12 protein-coding genes are annotated in these 14,031 nt (G+C 47.9%); 3 read left to right on the top strand and 9 right to left on the bottom strand.

Annotated features, from left to right (window positions below; genetic code table 11):
- Positions 1-40: 40 nt before the first annotated feature.
- Entirely contained in the window at positions 41-2,191 is a 2,151-nt protein-coding gene (locus D3P07_RS17880) for a YhgE/Pip domain-containing protein (protein ID WP_119801601.1), read from the bottom strand.
- Positions 2,192-2,729: 538 nt separating this feature from the next.
- Between D3P07_RS17880 and D3P07_RS17870 the strand changes: the two genes are divergently transcribed.
- Genes D3P07_RS17870 through arsC form a run of 3 tightly spaced genes read left to right on the top strand, consistent with a single transcriptional unit; the run spans position 2,730 to position 4,810 of the window.
- Positions 2,730-3,053 carry an ArsR/SmtB family transcription factor gene (locus D3P07_RS17870; protein ID WP_397334604.1) on the top strand — a complete coding sequence of 108 codons (324 nt, stop codon included), beginning with the start codon at positions 2,730-2,732 and terminating at the stop codon, positions 3,051-3,053.
- Positions 3,054-3,075: 22 nt separating this feature from the next.
- Positions 3,076-4,368, top strand: a complete 1,293-nt coding sequence (locus tag D3P07_RS17865) for an arsenic transporter (protein ID WP_119801599.1) — start codon at positions 3,076-3,078, stop codon at positions 4,366-4,368.
- 22 nt (positions 4,369-4,390) lie between these two features.
- Positions 4,391-4,810: an arsenate reductase (thioredoxin) gene (arsC, locus tag D3P07_RS17860; protein WP_119801598.1), complete on the top strand. Its 420-nt coding sequence runs from the start codon at positions 4,391-4,393 to the stop codon at positions 4,808-4,810.
- Between the two features lie 106 nt (positions 4,811-4,916).
- Here the strand turns inward: arsC and D3P07_RS17855 are convergent, their stop codons facing one another.
- The 8 genes from D3P07_RS17855 to D3P07_RS17820 form a co-directional block, all read right to left on the bottom strand.
- Complete coding sequence (locus D3P07_RS17855; protein WP_147384537.1) at positions 4,917-5,300, bottom strand: hypothetical protein; 384 nt, start codon at positions 5,298-5,300, stop codon at positions 4,917-4,919.
- A 167-nt stretch (positions 5,301-5,467) separates the two neighbouring features.
- On the bottom strand, positions 5,468-7,534 hold the full coding sequence (locus D3P07_RS17850; RefSeq protein ID WP_119801596.1) for an Ig-like domain-containing protein: 2,067 nt from the start codon (positions 7,532-7,534) through the stop codon (positions 5,468-5,470).
- A gap of 227 nt (positions 7,535-7,761) precedes the next feature.
- Positions 7,762-9,303 carry a stalk domain-containing protein gene (locus D3P07_RS17845; protein WP_182914377.1) on the bottom strand — a complete coding sequence of 514 codons (1,542 nt, stop codon included), beginning with the start codon at positions 9,301-9,303 and terminating at the stop codon, positions 7,762-7,764.
- A gap of 106 nt (positions 9,304-9,409) precedes the next feature.
- Positions 9,410-10,900, bottom strand: coding sequence for an FAD-dependent oxidoreductase (locus D3P07_RS17840; protein ID WP_259391565.1), 1,491 nt, complete (start codon positions 10,898-10,900; stop codon positions 9,410-9,412).
- 204 nt (positions 10,901-11,104) lie between these two features.
- Positions 11,105-11,560, bottom strand: a complete 456-nt coding sequence (locus tag D3P07_RS17835; RefSeq protein WP_259391564.1) for a hypothetical protein — start codon at positions 11,558-11,560, stop codon at positions 11,105-11,107.
- Positions 11,561-11,736: 176 nt separating this feature from the next.
- A complete protein-coding gene (locus tag D3P07_RS17830) occupies positions 11,737-12,603 on the bottom strand; it encodes an SDR family oxidoreductase (RefSeq protein WP_119801594.1) in 867 nt (288 codons plus the stop codon).
- Between the two features lie 198 nt (positions 12,604-12,801).
- Complete coding sequence (locus tag D3P07_RS17825) at positions 12,802-13,335, bottom strand: GNAT family N-acetyltransferase (RefSeq protein ID WP_119801593.1); 534 nt, start codon at positions 13,333-13,335, stop codon at positions 12,802-12,804.
- Between the two features lie 158 nt (positions 13,336-13,493).
- Positions 13,494-13,928: an SRPBCC family protein gene (locus D3P07_RS17820; protein WP_119801592.1), complete on the bottom strand. Its 435-nt coding sequence runs from the start codon at positions 13,926-13,928 to the stop codon at positions 13,494-13,496.
- Positions 13,929-14,031 lie beyond the last annotated feature (103 nt).

Raw genomic sequence — 14,031 nt, 5'->3', positions numbered from 1 at the left:
TGAAAAGGGAAGCTAGTTGCATCCTTATTCCAATCCACAATCAATGAATCAAGCCGCTCTCCCTCGCTTTCTCGACCATTTTGGCGGAGTAGCGGTTGATCCATTTTTTAAGTGCAAGTCCGAGCAGAAGCGCCACACCGGCAAACACAGCCAAAACCAGCAAATCACGCAAAACGATATCCCACAGAATACCACCGACCGCCTCACGCATCATGCTGATGGCATAGGTGAATGGCAAAAACGGATGAATCGCTTGAAAGAACGGCGGCGTTACCTGAATCGGGAACGTCCCTCCTGAACCTGCCAGCTGGAGCACTAGCAGGACGATCGCCATCGCCTTGCCTACATTGCCGAATATCGATACAAGCGTATACACAATGAGCATAAAGATGCTGCTTAGCAAAATGCCGAACAGCACAAACCAGACGGGATCGGCTACATAAGCCTTAAGCAGCCAGATATCTCCCAATGTCACAAGAAGGGATTGAACAATCGCGATCGTCAGAAAGGTCAGGTAACGGCCCAAGTAAACCTGATAGCTGCGATAAGCATGCACGGCATCGTGAACGTCCACCGTCAGCAGCGAGACAAGCAGCAACGCCCCGACCCATAGGGACAGCGTGGTGAAGAAAGGCGACATAGCCGACCCGTAATTCGGGATCGGGAACAGACGGTTCTCCTTTAACACGACCGGCTCTGCAAAGAAAGCTCCTTCGCGCTCGGCATCGTTCTTAAGCAAGTCGATCAGCTCATCCAAATTCCCTTCCTTCTCCAAGCTCCGAATTCGGCTTGCAACCTCCCTCAGCTTTTGCTCAGCCCCCGGCAAATTGGCTTGAATTTTCTTAAGCTCCCGGCTGCCTGTCTCCAGCCCCTTTGCTGCATCGCCTACGATTTTCGAGACCGAGGGCAAAGCCTTGTTCGCTTCCGCTAGTACCGCACCGGCTCTTTCTGCGGATTGCTTCGCTTTCTGGGCCGCTTGCTGAATCGCAGGCATGAACTCGCTGTCATAACGGCCCAGCACATCCGTGAGAGCTGCTGTCGCTTTCTTTGATAAGGCGCTTAAGCTGTCTACAAGCGACTCCGCAGGCTTCTCGCCTCGCTCGATGGCTGTGTGAATTTGCTGAACAAGGTTCAACTGCTGCTGAAACCGGTTTTTCACGCCTTGCAGGTCGGCAATAGCGGGTGCCAACAGCTTGCCTTCCGCCAGCTTGTTCAGCCGTTCAAGTAATCGGATTAACCCGTCTGTAACCGTAACTGCGCTCGATAGGCGTCTACCTGCTAGTTCAAGCTGAGCTTGAACGACTTCCGGTTCAATGGATGAATCCTGCAGGATGGCCGTTAGCTCCTCCATGGCATGAGCAGACTGAAGCAGCAGCTGCAGATCCTGCTTGATGATTGGTCCTGCTTGATCGAGGGCTGAACCGCTCTCATCCAAAAATTCGCCGAGCTGCTTTGTGAAAGCCTCTCCGTCCTCTGCAAGACGGGCAGCCTTCGGCAGCTCTGATTGTACGGTGCTGGCGATTTTCCTTGACTTTTCAATATCCGTGGCCGCAGTGGCTACCGCCTCGTTAATCGCCGGAATGAGCGATTCTAATTGGAATACGGCGCCACGCACACGCTCAATCGCCGGCTGATTCTCCTCCAGCTCGATACCGATCTGGGCAAAGATGCGGAAGATCGTTTCATTCGCCGTCTTCACAAAGCTGGCACGCACTTGCTCTACGATACCGCTTGCCCCTTTCTCGGCAATCTTGGGCGATACTGCATTAATCTTTTCGTTCACGGCAAAGTCCAGCTCGGCTTGCTGAAGATGATCGCTGAGCACCGTCGCCATTTTGGCGGAGAAGTCCGACGGAATCGTAATACTGGCGTAATAGTCGCCATGCATCACGCCTTTCATTGCCTTGCTCTCCTCAACAAACACCCAGCCAATTTGCTTGTTCTCCTTTAAAGAAGCTACAATCTCATCCCCGGCATGTATAGGCAGATCGCGAAGAACGGCTCCCTCGTCTTTGTTCACAACCGCAATCGCAAGTGAATGCGTCTGGCCGTACGGGTCCCAGGATGCTTTGATATTGAACCATGCGTATAGGGAAGGCAGAAACGCAAGACCGAGAATAATAACAGTTGCAGCAAGGTTACGGAAGATACCACGAATATCCTTCGTGTAGATAGACCAGATTTGCCCCAAATTTACCCACTCCTAGAAAATGCTTGTCTTAGTATTACTGGATGGTGGCAAATCTACACATCGTCACTTCTTATTGGGCAGCTGGAAAAAAAGACAGCAGCTAAAGCGGTTACGCTTTAGCTGCTGTCTTTAATCCCAATCCATATAGAACGTCGCCTTAAGCAAGCCCTCGTTGCAAGCTGGACAGCTTAGCTGGATAGGGACGTTGTGCCGCTTTAGATCAGGATCATGAACAAACGAGGCAATCGACTGTAGTGACAGATACGAAAAACCTAAGCCTACAAAAATAGGATTGTGGTATTGGCAGGTATCGCATTCCAATTTGAATGCTTCCCCAGTTCCTCCTGATCATTTTAGCGTGAGACCGTATGTGGATCTATACTACTAGTACGATACCATAGATTCGACAATCAAGTACGTATTAAACATCTTTACATTATCTTAAATTAGACAATCTATATAATCACTTGCTTATATAATCAGTTGATTATATATTTAGTGGAGCGTGCTAGACTTATGCAACAAAAGGAGGCTATACGTGCGTATAACTATGGATCAGCTTGTAGACACAATGAAGCTGCTCGCAGATCATTCAAGATTAACCATCCTCTCCTTATTGAGAGAGCGGGAACTATGTGTTTGCGATATAGCCGAATTGCTGGACACCACTCAGCCAAATGTCAGCCAGCATCTTAGAAAATTGAAGAATGGCGGACTGGTGGTTGAAAGCCGCAAAGCTCAATGGATCTATTACTCGTTGAATATGGAGGGTAAAGATTACTTGCATGGGCTCCTTCAATCCTTGCCTTCAATGGCGTACAAGTTGGATCTATTAAGCAAAGACAATAAGCGTTGTCATTAGTCAGGAGGAACAAACGAACTTGATGCCCGTACTCGCTTCAGTAATCTTCATCATCACATTAGCATTGGTTATCTGGCAGCCGAAGGGACTGAATATTGGCTATTCAGCCGTCGGAGGTGCATTGCTCACTTTATTCGTTGGCGTTGTGAATTTCCAGGATGTCATGGATGTGGCGTCCATTGTCTGGAATGCAACACTAGCGTTCGTAGCGGTTATTCTAATCTCTCTGATCTTAGACGAAATCGGGTTCTTCGAATGGTCAGCCCTGCATATGGCACGATTTGCAAGAGGCAACGGCTATCTGATGTTTACTTATGTGGTCCTTCTGGGAGCGGCGGTTGCAGCATTCTTTGCCAATGACGGTGCTGCTCTGATTCTAACCCCTATCGTTCTTGCCATGGTTAGAGCCTTGAAGTTCGATGATCGGATGATCCTTCCATTTATAATGGCGAGTGGATTTATATCTGATACAGCTTCTCTGCCGTTTGTCGTCAGCAACTTAGTTAACATTGTATCATCTGATTTTTTCGCCATCGGATTTGTTGAATACGCTTCTCGAATGATGGTCCCTACTATGTTTTCCGTTGGAGCAAGCTTACTCGTTCTGTTCCTATTATTCCGCAAAAGCATACCAAAAAGTTATGACCTGACTCAGTTAAGGCAACCAAAAGAAGCGATTAAAGACCCTCGCATGTTTAAGCTTTCATGGTTCATCTTAGCCATACTTTTAATCGCTTACCTTCTTAGTGAATTTGTTCATATTCCGGTTTCCATTGTGGCAGGTGCTGCAGCCATCCTCTTTATAGTTGCTTCCCGCAAGAGTACAGCAATTAAAACCGGCTCTATTATCAAAGGCGCTCCATGGTCGGTCGTTATGTTCTCCATGGGCATGTATGTCGTGGTCTACGGACTACGTAACGCGGGACTGACCGATCAGTTGGGCAAGGTATTTCAATGGACCGCGGATCAAGGATTATTCATGGCTGCCATGGGAACGGGATTTATCGCAGCCCTTCTCTCCTCTGTTATGAATAACATGCCTACCGTCATGATAGATGCGCTGGCGATTCAAGGAACGGATACGACAGGTATCCTTCGCGAAGCACTCATCTACGCGAATGTGATCGGCTCAGACCTTGGTCCAAAAATGACGCCAATCGGATCACTCGCTACCTTGCTTTGGCTCCATGTTCTCTCGAAAAAAGGGGTAAAAATCACCTGGGGATACTACTTTAAAACAGGTATCGTCTTAACTCTTCCTGTTTTATTTATGACACTGGCCGGACTCTACCTGTGGCTGAGCTGGATCCAATAACAATAAAAGGAGCGTCATTAGGATGGAAAAGAAACTCGTATACTTCTTATGTACAGGAAACTCTTGCAGAAGCCAAATCGCCGATGGTTTTTTGAAGGCTCTCGGCAGTGATCACTATGAGGTGAAAAGCGCGGGGCTTGAGGCTCACGGTTTGAATCCTAGAGCTGTACAGGTTATGAAAGAAGCCGGTGTCGACATTAGCAACCACTCGTCGGATGTAATTGACCCTGAAGTGCTGAATCGCGCTCAATATGTGATCACACTTTGCGGCCATGCTGATGAACACTGTCCAGTTATCTCCAATCCGAATGTCGCCAAGTGGCATTGGGGATTTGATGATCCTGCCAAGGCAACTGGTACTGACGAAGAGATTATGAAGCAATTCCGGAATGTCCGGGATGCCATTAAGAATCGGATTGAAACGTTCTTGGAAGAGGGATAATCTCATACGAAACGAAATGACCAGTCGTCGATGGTTTACTGACGACTGGTTTTTTCAACTAGATTGATGTTTCAATCCTTAACGCTCAAGATCGGGCTCCGCGAGATTAATCGGTGTAAGTCAATGTACCTTTCACAGTAGCGCCTGTATTCGTATATTCATCCACATAGCTGACGACGACATGATACTCTTTGCCCCCGGCAAGATAGACGTCATTCGTTTTTGTTTTATTGGCTGTATCCACCACTTCCGTTACAACGGTTGTCGTCCCCTGCATGACCACACACATTCCTGCCACCGCAGATCCGCTGCCCGTGCAAGTGAGTTTAGCATATTTATGTCCCCCCGTAATCTTGGACCCGCTCTTGGTCATGGGTGAAGATCCACCAGTCACCGTTGCGGTAGAGGTGTGTGTAGCCGCAAAAACGTAAGTAAATGAAGCCAATAACATAACTGCGCTTAATAAGGTGACAACCCATTTTTTGTTCATTCCTAATCCCTCCCAAATTTAGTAACAACAGTTTGTATCCTATGATCATTCCCTTTGTTTTAGACCCTGCTACTGGCTGTCGGGCAGATCTCAGCAATAACAAACAGCAGCCGATCTTTAAGATGGCTGCTGTTTGTTGTTTTCCATGCCTATTTTCTAGAAGCTTATTATGACCCTGTGAACAAAATATTGATATCCTCGTTGCCGTTTTTCGTCTTCCATCCGTTGAAGCCTGCTGCGTCGGTAATGCCCGCTTTGAACCCGAGTTCATATACCTTGCCTGAGGTTAATTCCTTGGACAGCTTCAGCGTTACTTCGGTGACGACAGCGTTCGTGTTGTTCAGGTCGTCGCCCGATATGGCAACGGCATCTCCGTCACGTTCCTTCAACGTGAAGGACTGTGCATTCACATTTTTCACGGGCTCGCTGAACAACACTTTTATGGTTGAACGGTTCAATACAACGACTTGCTTCGCGTAAGGAAGATCGTTAACCGTTACCGTTCCTGCAAACGTTGTTTCATTCGCGCCGTCCTGCGCAAGAAGCGAGGTTACCCCCGTTACCCTTGCTGTATAGACATGACCTGCTTGGAACAAGTTCGGGTTCGGATCATTTCCGGTACGGAATTGGACAGTCACCACACGATTCGTCCCGGCCTTGCGTACAGCATATTTGCTCCATCCGTTATTATTGATGTTGCTGCCATTATCCTTCAGAATGGCTGCCCCTAACGAGCTAACATCTGCGTCGCTGATATCTCTGTCAAATGAGATCTCGATCGTGTTCTCGTTAATTGCCGCAATGCTCTGAAGCTTAACCGGCAGTACAGGATTGGATATGCCGCCAAATAGAAGCCCTGTTTTCGTATCCATCACATTGCCTGCCAGATCGGGAATGCCGGATACGGTTAGGCTGTAAACGGTTTTGTCCTTTTGGGCGGAGGTCCGAAGCGTAACCGTGCGTCCCTCGGTGTCCAGACTTGCGGATACAATCGACAGGCCGCTAATGCTGTAACGTCCCGTCTGTACAGCAACATCTTTTTTCACCGGCTCGCTGAATTTAATGGTCAAGGACGCATCTGTATTGACCCTGAATTCCGATTCTACGATAGTCGGCTTAGTCCCATCATCATTGCCAACGACCGACAAATCTGAGCGGGTATTCATCGTATTGCCGGCGAGATCCTTGATGTTCTTAACGGTCAGCCAGTACTTGGTATTGTTCGTCTGGCTTGAAGTGGTCAGCGTCACCTGTCTCTTATCTGATGACAGCTGCAGAGATGTAATTCTGAGCCCACCGGAGAAGGAGTAGTTATTGGTATTCGTCGCAGAGGCTGAATCCACCTGCTCAGAGAAGGACAGGACATACACCCGAGCACCTAACCGTTCAAATCCGGTAATCGTCGGTTTCGTCGAATCTGACTTTGTAGAAGCAAAGGTCCATGACTTGCCGTCGATGGTGAGATAATGAGTGCGGTTCTCTGCCTGATAACCTGTTGTGAGCAGCACGGAATAACCGTCTCCTGCCACTGTTGCGTATGCGATTGCCACATTGTTGCCGCGATCATCGCGAAGCGAGAATCTGTTAGTATCCACCGAATCGATCCTTGTTTTCAGGTTGACTCGTACCAGTTGAATGTCTACCGCCTCTACCGATCTCACATCAAGCGCGGTATCCCAGCCAGAATATACCGCATAGGCCGCATCTACAAGCACAGCACGCGTAGCGTTGACGGTATAGTCATTCCGAGGTTCGATCCAGCCCTTGCTAAGTGCGGTTCCAACCGCTCCTTTGGCCCAGGCGGATACCTTGCCCGTAAACGAAATATTCGAGTTTGATGGAGTATTATTTACTTTCAGCAGGATGGCGGCCAGCTCCTCGACCTTCACCGGAGCAGTTGGCGCAAATTTGTTATTTCCTTTCCCGACCATTAGATTAGCACCTCGTACCGCTTGTATCGCCGTGTACGACCAGCGCGTCTTCAGCACATCCACGAAGCTTGGCGTGGAATTGGATTGAGGCAATTCAAGCAGCTTATAGAGCACCGTAGCGAATTGTTCACGCGACATGGACTCATTGAGTCGGGATGATCCGTCCTCGAACCCGGTCATAATTCCTTTCTGCTTCAATACCTGGAATTTCTCCTCCGTCGTGAGCGACGACGCTCCCGCGTCCGGAATAGCCAATCCGAGCAGTAATGTTAATGCAAGCATTGCAAGAGCGATTTTCCTCATAATTGCAGTCCTCCCATGTTTTTTTGCTGGAACGTCTATTTTTCCGTAACGGGATGCGAGCCAGCGAATATCTCTTTAACGACATGACTGAGGAAAATGTTTCTGTCGAAGTCTGTCTCATGCAAAACTAGTCAAAATTCGAGCGAATTTTTAAAAAAAACGATTTCCTAAAGGAAATCGCTCGCGCACTTTTTTAGGGTTGCTGGGTATGATGAGCCACGCACACTTCAATCCTGCTGGGCCGCCTTGTTCTCCCAGTTAAGCTGCGCCTGGAAGCGGTAACGCTTCAGCTCTGCCGGGGATAACTGCGGCAGCGAATCTTCGGTTGTGACCAGGATGAATCTGGCATCCCGATCCCAGTTAACCTTTGCTCCGAATGCCTCGAGCACGATCCGGGCCGGTATATACGTGCGTCCCTTTTTCAAACGAGCAGGTTCTTCCAGTTTAATGGCTTTGCCATTCATATAGGCCGTTTCGGAATCCACTGTCAGCACAATTGTGGTGCCTCCCTTGCTGGCGGAAACTTTCCGTGCTTCGGAATCCCACTTGATCTTGGCGTCCAGCTTCTCCAGCAGCTCACGGAATGGAACAAGCGTATGGCTCTTTTGTATAAATGGCTCGTTCTCCAGGCGAAGCAGCTCATTATTCCATACCATTGCGGCATCATACCCGATTTTATCTATCGGCGCAGCATGGATTAGCCAATCTCCGGCGGGAGGAAACGTCGTCTCGATCGGTTCGTTCAAGAAATTAAGCCATTTCCCCGAATGGGCGTCAATCGTCGGATGCCAGCCGTCCATGAAATACGTGATTTCCGGTTTGAGTCTAAGCCGGTAAGCAAGCTTGCCATCTATATATTCCAGGTTGAGATCATACATGCTTAGCAGTCGTTTTTTTGCGGTCCAGCTGGAATAACCGGGTTTTATTTTCTCTTCAAAGGAAGGGTTCTCCCATTGATATTCCTTAGGAAACGTGCCGTCGATTGCCATGATGTATTGCTGGTTAAGCGCATACACCAGCTGCGGCTGCTCCGGATCCTTAATGCCTTGCCACATGAGAAAGGGCTCGATCTCATCGTAGAAGCGCGTACCTGCTTCATTCAGACTGATTGGCGTTGCCTCGCTTGCTAGTTCCGGTGTGTAAGTGCGCTCTTCCCAATCCACGTAGTAGGCGTTAACTTCACCGGTCCGGCGGTCTACCGTAACGCTTGCCCCATCCCATGCATCGCGGATCTCATCATGAGCACGATCAAAGCGGACACTATGGAATCGTTTGGAATCGAATTTCGTATTGTTTTCGGCGAGAGGATACGGATTGAACATCCAGCTATCCTCCAGCTTCCAGTCTTGCTGTTCGATAAACTCCATTGCGATCGTGTTTACTTCATTGATCGAATAGTTCAATTTGCTTTCATCATCAGGATTATCGCCAGGCTCGCCTCTAAAGCTCGATCTCAGGCTTACTGCATATTTAGCCACACGCCCATCCTTCGCATACAGGACAGCATGACCCGTGTGAAATGGGTTGCCTCCTTCATCCTTCTCATCCTTCTGGAAGGTGACGTACCACTTATCGTCGTTTTGCTTGACTGTGGCCCTTGCTCCTTTAGGAATGAGATTCAACGAATGGGCACGCTCAATCGCATCAGTTGCATTGTTTAGGTTGATATCTGCAATAGTGGCCGCATGCATCTCTGACGGCAAGACAGTTATGGTCGTACCGAAGGTAAGCGATGCTGCCAGAAGAAGCTTCACAGCTGATTGTTTCATATATTTCACCTGCTCCATCTATATATGATGATTATTGCTACTGTACTAAACGCAGCGGGTGAAAAAATGTTGCGCTTCATCCCTTCATGCTAATGACGACCTTACGCTACTTCTTTATTTGCAATTGACCCTTATCAATCAGAGCAAGCTCATCCTCAGTAAAATTGACAAGCTTATTCGTTGCGTTCTCCCCCTTTAGCTCAATCTTATATTTTTTCTTAATATAAGCATGCAGTTCCTTCATGTCGTCTTCTGTCAAATCAACCAGTTGCTTCTTCCCATCAATCTGGCCCAGAATGATGCCGATGACCTCACCGGCAAGCGAAGTATTCGGCTGAATACGCGCGCTGCCGTAGGCTGCAGCAGTGGCCCCTACATTTTTTCCGGCAACCAGTACATTGGAGTAGTCTTTCAATATAAACGATCTTAACGGCATGCCGTACTTATCCGGTTTTCCAAGCCCTCTGCCCCAAGGATCTGTTTTGATCCCTTGTATGTCTAGCGCATACCCGCCGATACTCACATTGTCCCCGAACATGGTTCCCGAAAACATATCTGTCGCCGAAATCACATAGTCCGTCTCATACCGGTCATAATCTCGAATATACAGATAGTCCGGGTATCCGTTGATCTCAGCATGCTCCCATCCGGGCAATTCCTTCTGCAAGTGAGGCAGTATTCGATCCGTCTCCGCCTTGCCTAACGCAACAGCTTCTTCAACCCGCTCCGGGTTGGACGGATCGACATCATAGATCAGCAATGCATTAATTAAAGCTTCGCCGTCTTTTTGATTCAAAATGTTCAGCCCGCGCAAAAAAATGTCATCCCGGCTTGAAGTGTATCTGCTGCCCACGTTGCCAAATCCCCACGTAAAGGTATTCGTTACATGAGTCGTTGAGCCGAATTGTTCCTCCCTGGAGGCTTGGTCCATTCCCATTACGGATTTTTGGAAGGTGTCCCAATCGACCCCTTTGAACTTCATGATGAGAGATGAGGCCATATATTCCTTTTTGTCCGCATTAAATATTGTTTCAACGCCCGGTATTCTATCCTTCGATAATTGACCGGACAAGTATGTAAAATCCGTGTTTTCCACCCAATACTTCGCTTCCACGGTCTTCTCTTCTCCAGCATTATTTGTATAAATCAACTTCTTCAAAGCTTGTTTGTCTGTGCCGCTTTGATCGGTTTCGATCGCTACAATTTCAATCCCGGATTCGATAGGTATGCCTGATAACAAGGTATCATAATACGCCTCAAAATCTTCGATTTTACGTATATTCCCTTTTTTGAACTCGGTGAATAAATGTTCAACCTTTCCCTGCAGAAGGGTTTTGTTAGCATCGTCCGTCGGCTCGTCCAAATATAACATCTGACCTTGCAGCAGCTGGCCGCCTGCTTTCTCTCTAGGATCCAGGATGACTACGGATAATCCTTCATCCTTGGCGGAACGAGCCAAATACGCCCCCTCAATCTCAGAACCGATAATAACAACATCGGGCTTGTCAATCATTACGGTTTGCTCCGGCTCATCTCCACCTGGTCTTACACATCCGCTAAGCATTAAGATTGCGAACAATAACACGAACCCTCTCAATTTCTCACTCCTTACATAAGTATTGAATTCAGCCTGCTTTCCCTATCCTATAACGTAACAATTACACGACAAGTTACATATTTTTCATTATTCAATCGTATTCTTCCAACAAAGAACGGATTGGCGATCCCCTAGCTCTCAGTCAATATCTTAAACATAAAAAAAGCAACAATGAGGGCAGAGAATAGGACATCATTCCGTCCTCTATGCCACTTCCAGTACAAAATGATAAAAAGCATCGCCATGCACTACATTCTCGCGAGTAGAGTCCATCCACCATACACCAAAGGAGTAATAATAGACGCCCTTTTCGATAGGAGCTTGAAAAGAATGATCCGCTACATGTAGCTCTGTGTGCTTCCCGTCTTCCTTCATTTGCAAAACGTTGAACTTATTGGGCAACGGCTTATAGTCCATTACAAATTCTACCTTAGCTCCATGAGATACTTTTACCGGCTCTTCACCTTTCAATTGCTCGTCTGCTCCAATTGTATCTACACATCTTGCTGTCCAGCAATAGCTGCCAAGCTTCGTCTCATGCAATTGGCCATCGACCCGTATATCCGCTTTTGGCGGCTCCTGACCTGTTAGTACACCAGCAGTGGACGCATCTTGGCCACAACCCGCCAGCAGAACCAGAATACAGATAAACACAACCATCCATTTTAGTCGAACGACGATACACCCTCTCTTGTTCAGCCTTGTATATTAACCGTCAAAATTCGGCTCTATTTCTTGACGTTAACGCACACCTAAGGGTTGCAGGACCTCACTTAAGGCTGAATCCTACAGAAAAAAAGCCGCGTACTTTCCTGCGGCTTCTTCCCCAACATGCTTTATAGCTCCGGCCAATGAAAGCCAGTCACTTTCTCGCTCCAGCTCCAGAAGCGGCTGGCTTGCTCTGCATCACCTGCGCGTGTCGTAACTGGCGCAAGCTTTTGCTTATAGTAGTACCCTCCGCTAGTCCGATGAATATCGGAAGATGTCGCCAGGTAGACTGCGGTAGCCGATCCTTGCTCTGGTGACAGAAAGAACGGACGGAGCACACGATGCACCAAAGTACCAAAGCCGGTGTTCCGGTTGACGCCAATATCCGTAGACACTGCGCCAGGATGAAGTGCATTGACCGTAATCGACGTACGCGCCAAACGGCGTGCCAGCTCTTTTGTAAACCAAATATTGGCCATCTTGGAGCGTCCGTAAGCTCCCCAAACCGTGAATCGCTTGGACAACTGCGGATCGTCATAATCCATTTGTCCGATTTTATGCGCGCCGGAGGACACAACGACAATCCGTCCTGCCTCGCTTTTCGCAAGCAAAGGAAGGAGTCGTCCCGTCAGAACAAAATGTCCCAGGTGGTTGACGCCAAGCTGCCGCTCGAAGCCATCCTCCGTTTCCTCTCTTCGAATCGTTACGACGCCTGCATTGTTGACGAGCACATCGATTCGCTCGCATGCTGCAGCCAACACTTCTGCCGTTGTCTTTATGCTGGCAAGTGAAGCCAGATCGCAATATATGAATTGTGCGTCTTCCCGTCCGCTGCGATCGTTCACATATCGGACAGCCTCCATTCCCTTCTCCCGGTTCCGTCCCATAAGGAAGACCTTCATTCCATGCTTCGCCGCGAGCAGCGCTGCCGTTTCCCTGCCCATTCCTCCGGTAGCTCCTGTCACAACAGCGATAAGCCTGTTATCAACATTCATTAGGTATCACTCCTCTCTAATTCCATAGTCATTCGCTTCAAATATTTTACGATTCAAACCGTATATTTATATCTAATACCATCCGAATTCTACCAATATTCCACTCCTAATCATTATTCCACACTATAAGGCCATTCTCAAACCACAATTAAAAGGCAGCCGGTCTTGTTGACCGCCTGCCATCTAATCCTTAGAGTCTCAAAACTCCGCCTTCCATTCTTCTGCTAAGATCGCGTAAAAATACTCATCCCACCATCCTCCACCCGTCTTGTAATGAGCAGGGATACACTTTCTAAAGTGAGCTTCCCTTCGCATTCCAATCTTCTCCATAATGCGATATGACGGAATATTCTCCGGCTGGCAAGTCGCGATGACGCGATGGGCGTTCAATACCACGAATGCATAGTTGACCACCGCTTTGGCAGCCTCGGTCGCAAACCCATTATTGTGATAATTCGGATGGAACACCCAGCCAATCTCATACGTATTCTCGCCATACCATTTATGAAAAACCATATGGCCGATCAGCACATCCCTCTCCTTTAGTCGGACGGCGAATTTCTCTGCATGCTCACCCATGTTCTGCTTCACAAAAGCCTTCGCATCCTGTTCCTGAAATATGCCGTCAGGCATATATTCCATCACATGACGGTCGGACGTATAGGCTAGAACAACACGCCAGTCTTCTAAACGAAACTTGCTAATGCTTAATCGCTCTGTATTCAAATCCATATTGATGACTCCCCCTATCCGTATTCATTCTAGCATTTGGGGGCGGTGAAGGATGATTATAGGAAAACTATCCCATCGATCGTATGACGCTAATTCGCTCCGCACAAATAAGTAAAGCGCATGCCATTGTCGGCATGCGCTCGGGCTGCAACAGGTATTTACTGTTGTTCAGCTGTTTCTACATATTTTTTGAATTGATCCAGGATCGCCTGCCACCCGGCTTGCTGCATCTCTACGGAATTGGTTGCTTCCGCTTCGAAGGTTTCAATGACCTTAGTGTCATTTCCTTCACGAGTGAACACAATCTTCACTTGTCTGCCATCGCCAAGCGTATAGGAGATACTCTCGTTGACATTCACTTCGTCATAGACGCCGCCAAAATCAAATCCGAAGCTGCCGTCCTTTGCTTCCATTCTGGAAACAAATTTACCGCCGGCTCTTAGATCATTTTCGGCGTAGGGCGTATGCCAGTCGTCCGAAGCCTTATTCCACTGCTTAATATGCTCCGGCTCTGTCCAATAGCTCCATATACGCTCGACTGAAGAAGGGACGATTGCTTCCACTGTTATTGTTACCGGACTATCTGCTCCCATTACATAACCTCCTAGATGGCTGAAGTAGACTGCTTTCCTACGACAATTATTATAGCATGAAGTTCGGCTGCTAGATTTCTTTTCAATTGCTTTTTATTATAAG

This window comes from Paenibacillus sp. 1011MAR3C5 (assembly GCF_003591485.1).
Taxonomy (GTDB): Bacteria; Bacillota; Bacilli; order Paenibacillales; family Paenibacillaceae; genus Pristimantibacillus.
The sequence above is the reverse complement of the archived record's forward strand: the minus strand, read 5'-3'. Positions and strand labels throughout refer to the sequence as shown.